14 protein-coding genes are annotated in these 15,874 nt (G+C 51.7%); 11 read left to right on the top strand and 3 right to left on the bottom strand.

The window, feature by feature from the left end; all coding sequences use genetic code 11:
* Nucleotides 1-27: 27 nt before the first annotated feature.
* A complete protein-coding gene (gene comER / locus GQS10_RS01840) occupies nucleotides 28-870 on the bottom strand; it encodes a late competence protein ComER (RefSeq protein ID WP_166238428.1) in 843 nt (280 codons plus the stop codon).
* 109 nt (nucleotides 871-979) lie between these two features.
* On the opposite strand from comER, the gene GQS10_RS01835 reads away from it, so the two are divergent.
* The 7 genes from GQS10_RS01835 to holA all read left to right on the top strand — a co-directional run bounded on the left by GQS10_RS01835 (nucleotide 980) and on the right by holA (nucleotide 9,406).
* Nucleotides 980-1,639 (top strand): ComEA family DNA-binding protein, encoded by a 660-nt coding sequence (locus tag GQS10_RS01835; RefSeq protein ID WP_166238426.1) that lies wholly within the window; start codon nucleotides 980-982, stop codon nucleotides 1,637-1,639.
* Between the two features lie 46 nt (nucleotides 1,640-1,685).
* Nucleotides 1,686-2,978 (top strand): homocysteine synthase, encoded by a 1,293-nt coding sequence (locus GQS10_RS01830; RefSeq protein WP_166238424.1) that lies wholly within the window; start codon nucleotides 1,686-1,688, stop codon nucleotides 2,976-2,978.
* Nucleotides 2,979-3,003: 25 nt separating this feature from the next.
* The gene (locus GQS10_RS01825) at nucleotides 3,004-3,510 is read left to right on the top strand and encodes a deoxycytidylate deaminase (protein WP_166238422.1); all 507 of its coding nucleotides are present in this window, start codon (nucleotides 3,004-3,006) and stop codon (nucleotides 3,508-3,510) included.
* A 156-nt stretch (nucleotides 3,511-3,666) separates the two neighbouring features.
* The gene (locus tag GQS10_RS01820) at nucleotides 3,667-6,219 is read left to right on the top strand and encodes a DNA internalization-related competence protein ComEC/Rec2 (protein WP_166238420.1); all 2,553 of its coding nucleotides are present in this window, start codon (nucleotides 3,667-3,669) and stop codon (nucleotides 6,217-6,219) included.
* A gap of 125 nt (nucleotides 6,220-6,344) precedes the next feature.
* Entirely contained in the window at nucleotides 6,345-6,893 is a 549-nt protein-coding gene (locus tag GQS10_RS01815; RefSeq protein ID WP_166238418.1) for a sigma-70 family RNA polymerase sigma factor, read from the top strand.
* On the top strand, nucleotides 6,890-8,149 hold the full coding sequence (locus GQS10_RS01810; protein ID WP_166238417.1) for an anti-sigma factor family protein: 1,260 nt from the start codon (nucleotides 6,890-6,892) through the stop codon (nucleotides 8,147-8,149). Before GQS10_RS01815 ends, GQS10_RS01810 begins: the two co-directional genes overlap by 4 nt.
* A 237-nt stretch (nucleotides 8,150-8,386) precedes the next feature.
* Nucleotides 8,387-9,406, top strand: a complete 1,020-nt coding sequence (gene holA / locus GQS10_RS01805; RefSeq protein WP_166238415.1) for a DNA polymerase III subunit delta — start codon at nucleotides 8,387-8,389, stop codon at nucleotides 9,404-9,406.
* A 66-nt stretch (nucleotides 9,407-9,472) separates the two neighbouring features.
* Here holA and rpsT read toward each other — a convergent pair whose 3' ends face one another.
* The gene (gene rpsT, locus GQS10_RS01800) at nucleotides 9,473-9,745 is read right to left on the bottom strand and encodes a 30S ribosomal protein S20 (protein ID WP_166238413.1); all 273 of its coding nucleotides are present in this window, start codon (nucleotides 9,743-9,745) and stop codon (nucleotides 9,473-9,475) included.
* 211 nt (nucleotides 9,746-9,956) lie between these two features.
* Between rpsT and gpr the strand changes: the two genes are divergently transcribed.
* Nucleotides 9,957-10,964: a GPR endopeptidase gene (gpr, locus tag GQS10_RS01795; protein WP_166238410.1), complete on the top strand. Its 1,008-nt coding sequence runs from the start codon at nucleotides 9,957-9,959 to the stop codon at nucleotides 10,962-10,964.
* Nucleotides 10,965-11,030: 66 nt separating this feature from the next.
* On the opposite strand, the gene GQS10_RS23000 is transcribed toward gpr, so the two are convergent.
* Complete coding sequence (locus GQS10_RS23000) at nucleotides 11,031-12,443, bottom strand: polysaccharide deacetylase family protein (RefSeq protein ID WP_166238408.1); 1,413 nt, start codon at nucleotides 12,441-12,443, stop codon at nucleotides 11,031-11,033.
* 163 nt (nucleotides 12,444-12,606) lie between these two features.
* Between GQS10_RS23000 and spoIIP the strand changes: the two genes are divergently transcribed.
* The 3 genes from spoIIP (at nucleotide 12,607) to GQS10_RS01775 (ending at nucleotide 15,817) form a co-directional block, all read left to right on the top strand.
* Nucleotides 12,607-13,857, top strand: coding sequence for a stage II sporulation protein P (gene spoIIP, locus GQS10_RS01785; protein WP_166238406.1), 1,251 nt, complete (start codon nucleotides 12,607-12,609; stop codon nucleotides 13,855-13,857).
* 25 nt (nucleotides 13,858-13,882) lie between these two features.
* Complete coding sequence (locus GQS10_RS01780; protein WP_166238404.1) at nucleotides 13,883-14,431, top strand: hypothetical protein; 549 nt, start codon at nucleotides 13,883-13,885, stop codon at nucleotides 14,429-14,431.
* Between the two features lie 168 nt (nucleotides 14,432-14,599).
* Nucleotides 14,600-15,817 carry an S-layer homology domain-containing protein gene (locus GQS10_RS01775; RefSeq protein ID WP_166238402.1) on the top strand — a complete coding sequence of 406 codons (1,218 nt, stop codon included), beginning with the start codon at nucleotides 14,600-14,602 and terminating at the stop codon, nucleotides 15,815-15,817.
* Nucleotides 15,818-15,874: the final 57 nt, after the last annotated feature.

The raw sequence follows: 15,874 nt of genomic DNA, 5'->3' as shown, positions 1-15,874 counted from the left end.
TGCGCTGCTCCCTTTTTTATGTGTTGATTATAGCTTGGTAGGCTCTGTCGTGCCGTAAAACTGGGCTTCAATTTTCTGTACATCCTCGTCGTATTTGTCGTGCGTCACCTTAAACAGCTGGCAAAACACATCGCCGATTTCGTTGGACAGCAGCTTGAGTCCCTCGGCGGTAATGCCGCCAGGCACCGAAACGCGCTGCTGCAGCGTCTCCGGCGAAAAATTGCCTTCGGTAAGCAGCATGCCGGTACCAAGCGTCATTTGGCTGGCCAGCTCCGTCGCCTGCTCCTCCGGAATGCCGGTATGGGCAATGGCGCCGTTGATTAGGCTTTGCACAAAAAAAGCGAGAAACGCAGGCCCGCAGCTCGACAGATCCGAGCAAATGCGCGTGTACTGCTCGGAAATACGCAGCGGTGTGCTGAATTGGCGAAGCAGCCCTTCAAGCTGTTCCGCATCCTCCGGCATGATTCGCGTTCCATAAATGCAGAGTGTCGCTCCGCTGCAGGTGTAGTTGGTGATGCTCGGAATCATTTTCGTAATCTTGCTTGGCAAATGGTCTTCGAGGTGCTTCAGCAGCACCGGACTTGTAATGGAAACAATCGAATGGGTCGGCAGGGCGTACGGCTTCACTTCATCAATGACTTTTTTATATTCCATCGGTTTAATGCACAGGAACACCATGTCGCATTCCTGAAACACTTCGGCGTTGGAAGAGGCAACCTTCATTCCCGGATAGCGCGCAGCGAGCTGCTGGGCCTTCTCTCTTGTGCGGTTTGCGGCAACCACCTGCTGCGGCTGCAGAGCTCCGGAACGCAGCATCGCCTCAATGAGAATGCTGCCCATGCTTCCTGTACCGATAAATCCGACGTTCATACAATTCCCTCCTTAATTCGGTTCTGAACGCGGGGTTTTCATATGTATATGTACCTGTCAACTTGGCCTATTCTTAGAATTCACTTTACAGGGAGAGGAAAGAGAAGTAATGAAGCTTGAAAAGCGAAGCTCGCTGCTTTGGATTGTGGTAGGGGCGCTGCTGGCAGCCGCAGCTGCAGGTATTGTAGCGGTATCCGGAGATAAGCAACCCGCCTGGGAAAGCGTCAATCGCGAGGTTGAGGAGCTACTGGCTCAAGAAGCCCATAGTGGCGAGCAGGGGGCAGCAAAGGGAGAAGCAAATAAAAGCGGAGGGGGAGCCGCTTCTCCTGAGCAAAAGCAGAGCGCCCAGCGGCAAGCACAGGGGAACTCTGTCCAGCCGAATGAAGCGCCAGCTCCGGAAGGGACAAGTAAGCCGAGAGCGAATTCTGCGCCGCCAGCATCTCCGCCCACATCTCCGCCTGCAGCGCCTCCGGCAGAAGCTTCACCGGGGGAAAACCAGACAAACGAGCCTCAGAACGGCTCAAAGCAGGAAGCAGCTGCGCCAGCCAGCAGTGCACCGCGAGAAGGGCTCGTCGCAATTAATCAAGCGACAGCGGCGGAGCTCGATCGCTTGCCCGGCATCGGGGCGGCGAAAGCGAAAGCAATTGTTGACTATCGCGATCAGCACGGTTTGTTCCGCAAGAAGGAAGATTTACTCAAGGTGAAGGGAATCGGGCCGAAGCTTCTGCAGCAAATACAAAATCATATTTTCATAGAGACAAACCCGTAAAGATATGAGAATATGGAGGAAACTGACGCAGGAGGGAATATTACCTATGACAGAACCGAAGCAGTTCGATTTAGAAACGCTTGCCGTACATGCGGGGCAGGAGCTTGATCCGACAACCTTGTCGAGAGCTGTACCGATTTATCAAACGACCTCTTACGGCTTCCGCGATGCGGATCATGCCGCTAACCTATTTGCGCTTGCCGAGCCGGGCAATATTTATACGCGCATCATGAATCCGACGACCGATGTGTTTGAAAAAAGAATCGCTGCGCTGGAGCGCGGTATCGGCGCCCTGGGCCTCGCTTCCGGGCAGGCTGCCATCACGTATTCCATTCTAAACATCGCCGGAGCGGGTGATGAGATCGTATCGGCCGCAAGCTTGTACGGCGGAACCTATAACTTGTTCGCCCATACGCTGTCCAAGCTGGGCATCACGGTTCGATTTGTTGATCCTTCGAATCCAGAAAATTTCCGCGGTGCGATCAACGATAAAACGAAAGCCTTGTACTGCGAGTCGGTCGGCAATCCGCGCGGTGATGTCATCGATATTCAGGCGGTAGCGGCCATCGCGCATGAAAACGGCATTCCGCTGATCGTGGACAACACCCTGCCAAGCCCCTATTTAATGCGTCCAATCGAGCATGGAGCGGATATTGTTGTGCATTCCGCGACAAAATTTATCGGCGGCCATGGAACCTCCATCGGCGGCGTGATCGTTGACGGCGGCAAGTTTGATTGGAAAGCAAGCGGCAAGTTTCCGGGCTTCACGAACCCTGACCCAAGCTATCATGGTCTGGTTTACGCGGATGCGCTTGGTGCAGCAGCTTATATTACGAAGGCGCGTATTCAGCTGCTTCGCGATATGGGCGCGGCGTTATCGCCGTTTAACGCATTCCTATTGCTTCAAGGCTTAGAAACGCTGCACCTCCGGATGGAGCGCCACAGCGAAAATGCGCGCAAGGTAGCCGAGTTCCTGCAGGGGCATTCCGCTGTGGAAAGCGTCAATTATGCCGGGCTGGAGAGCCATCCTTCTTATGCGAAAGCACAAACCTACATGCCGAACGGACAAGGCGCGATTTTGACCTTTGAAATTAAAGGCGGCGTGGAAGCAGGGAAAAAGCTGATTAACTCCGTAAAGCTGTTCTCGCATCTTGCCAACGTCGGCGATTCCAAGTCGCTGATCATTCACCCGGCCAGCACAACGCATTCCCAGCTAGAGGGCAGCGAGCTGCTTTCAACGGGTGTAACGCCGGGCATGGTTCGTCTGTCCGTCGGCACTGAATCGATCCGCGATCTGCTTGCAGACCTGGATCAAGCTTTGCAAGCAAGCCAATCCTAAACGTAAAAGTCAGAGGTACAAAGCGATGAGAAAAGATTGGGACACCTATTTTATGGATATCGCGTTTATGGCATCCACCCGTTCGCAGTGCAGCCGCCGAAATGTGGGAGCGGTACTTGTACAAGGGAAGAAGCTTCTTGGCACCGCGTATAACGGAGCTCCTATGGGAGTTGAGGACTGCTCGGAGGCGGGATGCATGCTCGTAGAGGAGCTCGAGGTCAAGCTCGTAGACGGACAAGAACAGCTGGTCAAGAAGCAGCGCTGCGTGCGAACCATCCACGCGGAGCAAAACCTGCTGCTGTTTACGGACCGGAGCGACAGGGAGGGCTCATCGGTATATGTGACCGATCAGCCCTGCTGGACCTGTGCAAATATGCTTGCCAACAGCGGGATTCAGGAGATTGTATACGCGAGACCTTACCCGAAGGATCAGGAGAAGGTGGAGAAGCTGATGCAGCAAAGAGGGATTCTTTTCCGGCAGCTTAAGCCTTACTCGCCTCCTCCGGGCGTCGATCAACAGGTTACCAATTAATTCTGCATCGGAACTATAAAATAAAAGCAGGGAAGCACCCCGCTGAAGCTTACGAAATGTAGGCGCTCAGCAGGGTGCTTTTGTTTTTGTTAGCGATATTTCTATCGTGAAGGCAGGTGAAGTGGTTTCCGATAGGATGAGGGGGAGGGAGGAAGGATGCGTAGACCGCTGATCTGGACGGCTGCAGCCATCGTATTAGGCTATTCGGTATGGGCATATACTGACGGAGGACTGCGGTGGCTTGCCCTCGGTTTGACCGCATTTTCGCTTTTTTGTATAGGAAAATGGATGAGAGAGCCAGGCAAGGCACTGCTGTGGATGATCGTTATTTTCATGGCGAGTGCCATTTTCTACGGTGTGAACGATATGCGCAATAAAAGCGCGATCGAAGCTGGCGCTGACCGCCTACAAGTGACGATGCTGGCCGAGCTGGCTCAGCCTCCGCAAATCGATGGTGACCGGGTTTCCTTTCGTGCACGGGCGGAGTCGATGGAGGATGGACAAGGGGGAGAACAGCTTCCCCTGAATGAAATGATTCAGGTAACCGTAAAGCTGGCAGCGGAAGAGGAGCTTTTGAAAGCAAAGGAGCTCCAGCGGGGAGTACGCCTTCAGCTTCAAGGAGAGCTGCGCCTGCCACTCGACGCAGGCAATTTTGGCGGCTTTGACTACCGCAGGTATTTGCGGCTGCAACGAATCCATTGGCAGCTTCAGGTGAAGGGATTCTCTGCGATAGAGCTGCAAGAGAGCTCGGGAAATCCACTAACAGCGGCGCTGCGTTATTCGGATGTAACCAGACAAACGATAGGCGCCAAAATCGAAGCCATATTTCCCGATTCTATACAGTCGGGTTATATGAAGGGGCTGCTTCTAGGGGAACGCACGGATTTGGATCCCGAGCAGTACCGGGATTATTCTACGATCGGCATGACGCATGTGCTTGCCATATCGGGACTGCATGTCGCGGTCATGCTGGGCGGATTAATGGGCTTACTCCGGCTGTTTCGAATGACTAGAGAGGCATCCTATACAGTGTCTATGCTGTTTATCCCTGTATACGTTCTCGTAACCGGCGCATCCGCCTCCGTGCTTCGCGCGGGCTTAATGGCCTTTCTTGGCCTCTATTTATTAAAGAAGGACCGGCTGAAGGACGGTGTCCATATTCTGTGCGGCGCGGCAATTTTGATGCTGCTATGGAACCCGTACTATCTTTGGGATGTCAGCTTTCAGCTCTCCTATGCGGTTACTCTTGCCCTCATGCTTTGGGTTCCTCCCATCGATTCGGCGCTGCCGATCCGCAGGCGCTGGCTGCGCGGTGCCATCGCGGTGACCACAGCAGCTCAAGCTGCTTCATTCCCGCTGACGATTTATTATTTCAATCAGCTTCATTTACTTTCATGGCTTGCCAATTTTGTATTGGTGCCTGTTATCAGCTTTATTGTGCTGCCGGGCTCTACGATTGCGGTCATAGCTTCATTCTTTTATGAACCGGCCGGAGGGCTCATCGGCCTCGTTATTTCTTCGATTAATACTGCGATTGACATAGCAGTTGCATTTTGTTCCGAGCGGCGGGCCTTTCGCTTAATCTGGGCGTCACCCCCGATCTGGTGGCTCGTTACGTATTATGCAAGCGCCTTTACCCTTTTAGCGAATCTGCCTTCGGTACGAGCCCCTGCTGCAGCACTGCCTCGCATTCATAAGCAGCGTTATCTCACCAGAGCCGGCACCGCGGCACTTAGCGCAGCACTACTTATACCGCAGCTGGGATACGTATACTCGCCCGGATGGATGAACCGGAACGCACAAGTCTCTTTTATCGACATCGGGCAGGGCGATGCTGCGCTTATTCAAACGCCGGAAGGGCGGAACATTCTAGTAGATGGCGGAGGGACGATCTCCTTTTTGAAGCAGGGGGAGGAGTGGCGCAAGCGAAAAGACCCCTTCGAGGTTGGACGTAAGACGCTTGTCCCGCTGCTCAAGAAAAGAGGCGTTCATGTGCTGGATGCCGTTATTGTATCCCATGCGGATCAGGACCATATCGGCGGGCTGCAGGCCGTGCTTGAGGAAATTCCGGTAAAGGCGCTGTTGTTTAACGGGACCGTCGCCCCCAAAGACGGGGCCAAGCAGCTTTTTGATACAGCTCTGGCACTGGACGTTTCGCTTGTGCCGCTGGCAGCGGGGGATCGTATTGATTTTGAAAATGAAGCCTCTCTTGAGGTACTGCATCCTTCGCCTGATTCTGCACGTATTACATGGCTGGGAGAGCAAAATGAACAGTCGGTTGTATTTTTGCTCCGATTATACGAAAGCACTTTTTTATTTACAGGCGATATTGGAGTGGCCGAGGAGCTTGCGATTATAGAGCGGCTTTCAGCTGCTGAGCAGCAGAACCTAAAAGCAAATCCAGGTCCCGCACAGGATTCTGAGCCGACAAACTTTTTATATAAGGAGGACATGACGCGAATCGATGTGCTGAAGGCCGCTCATCACGGGAGTAAATCCTCAAGCAGCGAGGAGTGGCTTCAGTACTGGAGACCTGAAATAACCGTAATTTCAGCCGGGGCTTCCAACGTTTACGGGCATCCCAGTAAGGATGCCCTTGAACGTATGACGGCGGCGGGAACCCGAATTTATCGGACGGATCTCGACGGCGAAGTGCAATTTTCCATCCGATCCTATGGAATGGAAGTAAAAACCAAACGAAAAAGATAAGTTTTGTACGAACTTTAGCTATACGCTGGTCATATTTTTTGCTAATATCACAAGAGGATAAACGGTTGCAACCTTTTTATAGATCGCAACGTCTATGAGGGTGCAGGAGAGGGGGATCCTTACAAGTGGTGGAGCTAGAACTGATTAAAGCCGCGCAGTCGGGCGATCGCGACGCTCTAATAACATTGTTGCGCGAAATCGAACACCACGTGTACCGTACGGCCTTCTATATATTAAATAATGAGCAGGACGCTGCCGATGCAGCCCAAGAGGCGCTCATCCGCATTTATACAAAAATACAATCCTACGAGGAAAAAGCACAGTTTAAAACGTGGGTACAGCGGATTGTTACGAACATATGCATCGATAAATTTAGAAAGGCTAAACCTACCGTTTCGATTGAGGAACATAATCTGGTGTTTCGGAATGAACGGGATGTCGAGCAGGAAGTTATGACCGGATATCTGGCTCAAGATATCCGAGCTGCAATTGAGCAGCTGCCCGAACACCATCGCGCTGTCGTGGTTCTCCGGTACTTACAGGATTTTTCATACAATGAGATTGCGGATTCATTGGATCTTCCGTTAAACACGGTTAAGTCCTATTTATTCCGCGCCAGACAGCAGCTGCAAACGCTGCTCCATGATTATCAGAAAGGTGGTGTTCGGGGATGATGTGCCATGAGGTGATGGATCTGATGCAAAGAAACCTGGATGAAAACCTCCAGGATGAAGAATTTGAACAATTAATGTCTCATATAGCGGGCTGCTGCGACTGCTCGGATATGTACGACAGACTCCAGCTCTTGCATTCGGATCTGGCGAATTTGCCGAAGGTTGTGCCAGCGTTCAGCTTGGTTGACGCGATCCTTCCGAAATTGGCCGATCTCGATATGCATGTCTCCCCGGGCTCTCATGAGCCTGCGGCCGCAGTAGAGGTCAAGGGCGGAGAAGCGGTTCAGCGCAATGCCGTTCCGCTTTTCAAAGGAAAGTCCGGTATGGCTCTGAAGTGGGCTAGCGGCGTAGCCGCTGCTTGCGTAGCTGCCGTCATGCTGTGGCAAGCGGGCAGCCCGAGGAGCTTTGAATCGGCCGAAGAGTATTTGCCGCCTGCAGCTGCAGGAGAAACGGCTGCCAATACCTCAGCTGCCGATACAAGCCCTGCTCAAGCCCCGCAATCTCCCGCGGCGGACGTGTTCGAGTCGGCTGGACAGGGGCAAGGAATTGCCGCTCTTGATCCTACAGCCACTGGGAGCAACGATATGCTGGCGGATGCAATCATGTCGGTTCCGAAGGCAGCGGAGCCGAAGCAGGAAACTGGGGTTCAAATCAACAACTTTGAAAAGAAGCCTTCCCCCCCGACGGGGTCGGCACGAAGCACGGCTGATGGCACAACCGGAGGAAGCGGCCGCTTGGGAAAGCAGGAGGCAGCAGCGGCGGAGAAGCCAAAGACGGGAGAACAAACCGGCGGGGACGGCGAGATTGCAAGGATGATGGACGCGCCTCCCTCTAACGAAGGATTTGGCTTTGCAGCAGGTCAGGAAATAACTATACCGTCTGCATCCTCTTCAGATGAAGGCATGCTGATGGCACCGGTACTGGCAGTCCCAAAGCAGGATTCCTCGAAAGCGGCTGCTGGTGTGCCCTCGCAGGGAATTACGTTTGATGCCGCGATTATCGCAGTGCAGGAAGTGGATTCGCCAAGCGGTATGCTTCAGGCTACCATTCAAACCGCAGCGGATTCGAGATTTGTGGAAATCCGCGACCGGAACGGCGCGGCGGTATTCAGCTCGAGCTATCGCTGGAGCGCTTCACAAACGGTTACGCTGCGAATATGGGATGGAGATACGTTTAAATATACGGTGAAAACCGGTGACAAGCAGCGCACATTTCTGATCAACCTGAAAACAGGGCGTGAAACGGAAGTAAGGTAAAAAAATTATTAATTTCAATCAACTATGCACACACCGTGCCGGCTTAGCGTATGTTATAGAAAACAATCGGACAGCAATAACCGATGCACGGGTATGACCATCTGACTGCCGGGTTTCTAGAGCCCTGCACCAGGTGTTTATATAGATGTGCCGCACAAAGGGATCGCGAGGCTTTGACGCGGTCCCTTTGTTGTTGCTAGAATGAGGACGAGTATGTTTTGACCTCGGAGGTTCAGGATGAATTATAAGCAGGCGGCAAGGGAAATTGCGACCGGCACGGCAAAGCCGGTCTACATTTGCTACGGACCGGAGCAGTTTTTAATGAACGAGTTTATAACTTATACGGTTGACCGACTTGTTGAGGCGCCGTATCGGGATTTCGCGGTAAGCCGTTACGATTTGTCGGAGACAAGCATCGAGGACGTGCTTGAGGATGCGGAAACAGCGGCTTTCTTGGCGCCGATGAAGGTGGTTATTGCCAAGGATGCGGCTTTTTTAACGTCAGCTAAGGAGTCGTCAAAGGTTGAGCATCGGACGGAACGGCTGATCGAATACGTCAAGTCGCCTTCCCCTTCGGCTATGGTGCTTCTTACGGTTTCGGCGGATAAGCTGGACGAACGAAAAAAAATCGTAAAGCAGCTGAAGGATGCCGATCTGCTCATTCCTTTTACACATATGGGCGGGGACGAGCTGCTGCAGTGGGTGCGCAAGCGCGCAGAGCGAAGTGAATGCACGTTTACGCCGGAAGCGGCGGAAAAGCTGCTGCAAACGGCAGGAACAAACCTGCAGACGCTTGCTGGAGAAATTGAAAAGTGCTCCTTATACGCGGGAAAAGGCGGTACGGTCACTCCGGAAGCGGTTGATATGCTGGTAGTCCGTTCGACGGAGCAAAACGTGTTTCTGCTCGTGGAGGATATTGTGAAGCGAAAAACAGAGCGGGCATTGACCACTTTAGCGGAGCTGCTGAAGCAAAAGGAAGAACCGATCAAAATCTTAATGCTAATTGCATCGCAGTTTCGTTTGATTGCAATGTCGAAGGAACTGGCGCGTTCCGGTTACAGCCAGCAGCAAATTGCCGGGCAGATCGGCGTGCATCCGTATCGGGTAAAGCTGGCTATGGAGCAGGCGTCCGGTTATTCGGAGGAACGCTTGAAGCAGATTTTGCACGCGGCTGCGGAGCTGGATTACGGGATGAAAACGGGGCGGCAGGATAAGACGATGGGGCTCGAGCTTTTTATTTTGAGGTTTGCTGGATAGGCTTCGGCTGCATTCCGCCTGAAGGCATGAAAAAACCGCGCAGACGAATCTGCGCGGTTTTCATTATTACGCTTGAGCGCTAATCTCATTAATCTTCTTCGCTAAGCGGGACTTCTTGCGAGCCGCTGCGTTCTTGTGGATAAGACCTTTAGTTACAGCCTTGTCCAGCTTTTTCATTGCGAGCTTGTAAGATTCAGCTGCTTGAGCTGCATCGTTATTTGTAATCGCAGTGACAACCGATTTCACGGAAGTGCGAAGCGCGGATTTTTGAGTAGCGTTAAGCAGACGTTTCTTTTCGCTTGTCTTTGCGCGTTTGATCGCGGATTTAATGTTCGGCATCCGATTCACCTCCTTAAAAGCGCCGGCTGCAAATGGATGCAAGACAACCGGGCATGGTGTTCCGTAAAGTCAACTTTTCATATCATAGCATGCACTATCCCGTTTTGCAACTCTTTTTCCATGAACATTGTGGAAAGGTTGTGTTGCAAAGCGCATAATTGCAGCCTTTACGCCGCACACTGTTGGATAGGACTCTTTTTATAGAAAGGATATGGTGAAACGCGTGGATTTGAATCAATTTTCGGTACGAACCGACCTGGCGCTTGAAGCGAGAGAGCTTGTCGCCAATCAATTCGGAAATGAAATTCCCGGGGTTCATTCGGTTGTCGACGAGGACGGCGATATTCGCGTTACGATCATGGATATTAAATCCGACGAGGGCTCCAGAGCCATAGGTAAAATGAAAGGGCATTATGTGACCCTTGAGGTGCCGGGGCTGCGCCAAAAAGATTCCGATCTTCAGGACCGTGTGGCAACGAAGCTTGCGCAGCATTTTGAGCATTTCCTGGAAAAGCTAAATATTCGCAAGGACGCGAAAATTTTAATTATCGGGCTCGGCAACTGGAATGTAACACCCGACGCGCTTGGGCCGATGGTGGTTGAAAATGTGATGGTCACCCGCCACTACTTTGAACTGGTACCGGATCAGGTGAGTCCGGGTTACCGGGCGGTCAGCGCGGTAGCCCCAGGTGTGCTTGGGACAACCGGCATCGAAACGAGTGAAATCGTGCAGGGGATCGTTGACCGGTCAAAGCCGGATTTGGTCATCGCTGTCGATGCACTGGCATCCAAAGCGCTGGAACGGGTCAATACAACGATCCAGATTGCCGACACGGGCATTCATCCGGGGTCCGGCATCGGCAATAAACGCAAAGGACTGACGCTTGATGCGCTGGGCGTGCCCGTCATCGCAATCGGCGTACCGACGGTTGTGTACGCATCGACGATTGTAAACAGTGCGTTCGACTACATGCGTCAGCATTTTGCCCAGCAGACAAGCAATACGGCGCAAATTTTAGGGATGCTGGATTCGATGTCGGATCAAGAGCGGCTGGGGTTAGTGAAAGAGGTGCTAGATCCTCTCGGTCATGATTTGCTGGTTACGCCAAAAGACATCGACCAGTTTATCGAGGATATCGCCAATATTATTGCCAGCGGCCTGAACGCTGCATTGCATGAAGCGGTAGATACTGACAATGTAGCCGCGTATACGCACTAAGCGATTAATCCATTATTACTTCGGCAGCGGAAAAAGCCCCGGTCCTTAAACGGATCGGGGCTTGTTTTATTTCATTGGAGTTCCCTCCGAAGGGGAGCGTTTTAACATCTCAGATAATGTAACGAACGTGTAGCCCTGCTCCTTCAATGTGGGGATTAACTGATCCAAGGCTGCGATCGTCTGGGACTTTCCAGTTACCCGATCATGGAGCAGAACGATGTCCCCACCCTTAGCATTCTTTACGACGTGGTTGGCGATCGTATGCGAGCCAGGCAAATCCCAATCTAAGGTTTCTTGATTCCATGACCACAGCACCATGCGGTGCCCTGCCTTTAGCGTTGCATTTACAATTTTCTCATTATATATGCCCGCCGGCGGCCGGAAGTAGGTTGTCATTTTACCGGTTATTGAAAAAATCAGCTTTTGATTGTCCTCGATTTCATCACGAATTTCCCGTTCGGTTATGTTTTTTGTGAAATATTTATGGCTGTACGTATGGTTGGCGAGCTCATGGCCTTCATTTGCTTCACGCAGAACAAGCTCGGGATGCTTCTCCGCTTGCTTTCCAACGATAAAAAAGGTCGCCTTCACCTGATGCTTTTGTAACACATCCAAAATTTGTTCGGTTTCCTTCTCATCCGGGCCGTCATCGAAGGTGAGAGCGATTCGTTTGGAATGATTTCTTGGCCCATCCCATGTAATGTAGCCACGTCTTTCGTAATATGGCCTTCCTTTTTTTCTTGGGCTGTCCTCAAAGCCTGCAAGGGCTTCAAGCTCCTTCGTCTGCTGTGTTTTCTTAATGAATTGCTCGATACCGTCGGCAATGGATGCTGCAATTTGCTTTTGCTTGTGTTTCGAGTTCAGCCAAGATCGATCTCGCGGATTCGAAATAAAGCCTGCCTCCACAATCACCGAGGGCTGCTCCACTCGATTAAGGATATAGTAGGTTCTGCCGCGTACCGGGCTTCGCGCCTCCGTTCCATAAAGCTTGTTCAGGTTCTGTTGAATGGAAACTGCTAGGCTCCGTCCATCTTCGCTCTTTTTATTGTAAAGCACATAGGGTCCCGAATCTCTGGGGCCGGCTGCCCAATTCGTATGAATGCTAACAAACATTTTCGGCTTCAGCAGGTCGGCCAGTCCCTTTCGCTGGGCGAGATCCCGCAGGTGCCGGGAGCGGCTGCCAAGCCAGTGATTATCGTCGCTGAGTGCGTAGTCGGAGGTGCGGTTTAAGGCGGCCTTCATCTTGCGGCGGGTCAGCTCTTCGTAAAGATATTTGCTGATCTCTAAATTGATATGCTTTTCCAGCAGGCTGCCATGGCTTGTGCCGCCGTCTACTCCTCCATGACCGGCATCAATGAGCACATCGCACTCGGGCAAAAGGATATCCGGTTCAGTTCCGGCTTTTGCAGCAGGAGGTTGGAACAAAACAGCAGCGATCATCGCTATGAGGGTCATCCGTTGTAGGTTTCTGCTTTTCACGCGATGTTTTCTCCTTTGCTTATTGTGCCTTTTAGTTTGAATCAAACTCGGGTGCTTCATGCATTGCGCGAAACTCGTATGAAAAATTGTTTATACAAAATGGTTCTATGAGTTTGGGTAGTTTCATAGATTGGAGTAAGTAGATTTAAGGAGGACCGCATCCATGAAATTAATGATCTTTAATCTCAGCACTATTCGCCGCACTCTTCAACGCCTCGGTCTGTGGAGCCGCGCACTAGCCGCAGCCGCCTTAGCTACACTGCTCTTTTTTACAGCCCTCGGGCTTGCCGGAATGGCGCAGGCGAAAATGATGACGTCACCCGTTTCGTCCATGAAAGGAATTGCTGTCGCACTGTCAAACGAGTTTTTTATGGATATGGTCAGCGCCGAGGTGCCGGATTTTCATAGAGAAAACCGTCAGTCCACCTTCTCGGCGGAAAATGTTGCAAGCTTTGTGTTTCAGCTTCTGACAAGCATTAACCCGCATGATCCGAAGACGCTGGTTGCCCGCGAGGTAGCGGGAATGGGAGCGGATCAGCCGATCCTGTTCCGCAAAACGGCAGCGTCGGATTTATCCTCCGGCCCAATGGAGTACTTCCCTCCGGCGGAGGCCGTTGTACCTGGCCATGGCGGGCCGGCACCATCCACACCGCCATCTACGCCTCCGACAGCTCAGCCGCAGCCAGCGGAGCCAACGCCTTCTTCTGAGGGGAAAGCGCCTGCGCCGAAGGAAGAGAAGCCGACGACAGGCAATAAGAAGGTTGTTTTCATTTATCACACTCACAACACGGAATCATGGGTACCGGAGATTAAAGGCGCCAAATCGCTGAATGATGCGTATCACCCGACTAAAAATATTACGCTGCTCGGAAAGCGGCTTGCTGAAAAGCTGGAGGAGCAGGGAGTCGGGGCGGAGGTTTCTGATACAAACTACCCGGCGGAAGTGAAAAACTTCAACTGGTATCATTCCTACAAATATTCGTTAAGCACGGTGAAGGAAGCTTTCGCTACGAATCCGGACCTCAATTTTGTATTTGACCTGCACCGGGATTCCTCGCCTCGTGAAAAGACGACGGTGAAGATTAACGGCAAGGATTACGCCCAAGTGTACTTTATTATTGGACACCGCAATCCGAATTGGAAAAAGAATGAGGAATTCGCTGCCAAAATTAACGAGAAGCTTGAAGCGAGCTATCCGGGCATTTCCCGAGGCATTTGGGGCAAAAAGGCGACGGACGGCAATGCGGAATATAATCAGTCGGTATCGCCGAACAGTGTGCTGATTGAAATCGGCGGGCCGGAAAACACGCTGGAGGAAGCATACCGCACGATCGATGTGCTCAGTAAAGTGATCTCCGATGTATATTGGAATGCGGAGAAAGTAAATGCTGAAGCTAAACCGAAAGCATCGTAACGAGGAAAAGGAGGCTTGAACGAAAATGGCCGGGTTCTATATGAGGGTAATCGGAATGCTGATGCTGGTGCTGTTTGCGATAAGCTTTGGAGTAAGCTTGGCTTCCAAAGGCATTGAGCGCATTAACGGGGCGATCGACCAGCCTGCGCCTTGGGAAGCGGAGGCGCTCAAGGCAGGCTGGAGTGCTCCGTCCAAAAGCGCGACTGCGCAGCCGGCGGCGGCACCAGTTGCAGCGGCAGCAGCCGAGCAGCCCGAGGCCCGGCCGGCCTCCGCACCTGTGCGGGTGACGGAAACGGGCGCGGGCAAGCTGATCGGCAAGCCGACCGCGGCGGGAGCCGGGGAAGCGGCGGCTGCACGGCAGCCGGCGAGCCAGGGCGCGGCGCGTGCGGCTGTGCCGGGGGCGGGAGCGGCGCAGGCGAATGCGGCCGAGGCAGAGGCGCCGACGGAGGCGTTAAGCTATGCGCCGCAGACGTCGGTGGACCGCTTCGCCAGCAAGACGGGCGAGCTGCTGCAGATTACCGCGAACCACGGAATTAAGCTGGTCGTTTCGTTGTTTGACGAGATGGTGAAATAGTGCTGTATTTCTGCAAAAATGTTTCGACAAAATAAGGGAAATGTGGTATTTATATATTGTAATGTGTTGGAGCGGAAGCACCGCCTGTAGCCTTATTGGTTGCAGGCGTTTTTTTATAGCTGTGAATTCTATTTTTCTACTAGCTTTTAGATGAGAGGACGAATGTTCATGGACAAACTTACATTTTCAAAAGAGTCGGTCTGCAAGCTTATGACTGCTTTGGCTGTATTGCTCGTAGGAACGTCGGCTCAGGTGCCGGCTAGCGCTCAAGTTCAACAGAAGCTGAGCTTTACGGATACGGCAAATCACTGGGTGAGCCTGCAGGGGATGCTCGATCATGCGGTTCAAGAAGGCTATGTCTCCGGCTTTCCCGATGGCTCCTTTCAACCGGATGCACAGGTGACGAAGGCGCAATTTTTGAAAATGGTCGTGGAGGCTACGAAAACAAAACGGACTGCAACAACAGGGGGTTCGGCTTGGTATAGCCAATACGTCGACGCTGCTGTGGCTGCAGGGTTTCATCGTGATCACGATTTTGGTGTGGACAAGATGGATGAGCCATTAAGCCGTATAGAAATGGCTCGTATTGCGGTGAGGGCTACGGATCGGCAATTCGATGATCCTGCTGTGACTATGGATGACGATAGCTTTATGTACAACGCAGCGAAAAAAGGTTTGATTCGAGGGCTGGATCGAGGCGAGCTGGCACCGGAGGGGTTAAGTACCCGTGCCCAAGCGGTTACGGTGATCGAACGCATTTTGAAGGTGAATATGGGCGAGACACTTGATGTGGATAAGTATGCGGTTGGAAATGCGGAGCTGGCGTTGAAGAGGACGAATATTTTTACGGTGATTCCGGAGTATTTTGGTGGGCCTCAATTTAAACCTTGGGATGTCAAAAAAATGACGATCGAAACGCCGGATGGGTTATACGGGGCTAGGATTAAGCGGGTTGTAGCTATTGATATGGAAGATCCGAATGATCCAAATCGGTATATGTTGGGGGATTTGAGCAATTTACGGTGGGATAATGGGATGGATAAAGAATATCGTCCTTTTGTTAAGGATTACCCAAAATCTTACATTGTGATTTTAGAAACAGAACTTTTGTATAACAAAGATAATTCTAAATATGGGAATCTTGTGAGTGCAACATTTTTAGGAATTCAAAGACCAGATGGACTTTCTATGCGTGAGCAAAAAAAGTTAAATTCAATCGCTAGAGTTGGGCTTGGTGATCCAAATAAGAGTACATGGATTATCCCAAAAGAAAATTTAAAAACATCTTCAACAATATCAATTGCTTTAGCTGCTGCGGCGATACCACCAAATAGTAATTATTCGCAAAATATTGTTACTGTTCGAGTTCCTAATGTTGAATGGTAGGTGTTAGTAATTGCTCAAGAAGCTAATGAGGAAAATATCGCTTCTATGTCTGCTATC

Source organism: Paenibacillus turpanensis (assembly GCF_011421635.1).
In the GTDB taxonomy this organism is placed as follows: Bacteria; Bacillota; Bacilli; order Paenibacillales; family YIM-B00363; genus Paenibacillus_AK; species Paenibacillus_AK turpanensis.
Note: the sequence above shows the minus strand (reverse complement) of the source record. Positions and strands in the feature narration are given on the sequence as shown.

Excerpts from the sequence above, each read along its gene's own strand:
- comER (WP_166238428.1), bottom strand. The coding sequence starts at position 870 with ATGAACGTCGGATTTATCGGTACAGGAAGCATGGGCAGCATTCTCATT.
- GQS10_RS01835 (WP_166238426.1), top strand. The coding sequence starts at position 980 with ATGAAGCTTGAAAAGCGAAGCTCGCTGCTTTGGATTGTGGTAGGGGCG.
- GQS10_RS01830 (WP_166238424.1), top strand. The coding sequence starts at position 1,686 with ATGACAGAACCGAAGCAGTTCGATTTAGAAACGCTTGCCGTACATGCG.
- GQS10_RS01825 (WP_166238422.1), top strand. The coding sequence starts at position 3,004 with ATGAGAAAAGATTGGGACACCTATTTTATGGATATCGCGTTTATGGCA.
- GQS10_RS01820 (WP_166238420.1), top strand. The coding sequence starts at position 3,667 with ATGCGTAGACCGCTGATCTGGACGGCTGCAGCCATCGTATTAGGCTAT.
- GQS10_RS01810 (WP_166238417.1), top strand. The coding sequence starts at position 6,890 with ATGATGTGCCATGAGGTGATGGATCTGATGCAAAGAAACCTGGATGAA.
- holA (WP_166238415.1), top strand. The coding sequence starts at position 8,387 with ATGAATTATAAGCAGGCGGCAAGGGAAATTGCGACCGGCACGGCAAAG.
- rpsT (WP_166238413.1), bottom strand. The coding sequence starts at position 9,745 with ATGCCGAACATTAAATCCGCGATCAAACGCGCAAAGACAAGCGAAAAG.
- gpr (WP_166238410.1), top strand. The coding sequence starts at position 9,957 with ATGGTGAAACGCGTGGATTTGAATCAATTTTCGGTACGAACCGACCTG.
- spoIIP (WP_166238406.1), top strand. The coding sequence starts at position 12,607 with ATGAAATTAATGATCTTTAATCTCAGCACTATTCGCCGCACTCTTCAA.
- GQS10_RS01780 (WP_166238404.1), top strand. The coding sequence starts at position 13,883 with ATGGCCGGGTTCTATATGAGGGTAATCGGAATGCTGATGCTGGTGCTG.
- GQS10_RS01775 (WP_166238402.1), top strand. The coding sequence starts at position 14,600 with ATGGACAAACTTACATTTTCAAAAGAGTCGGTCTGCAAGCTTATGACT.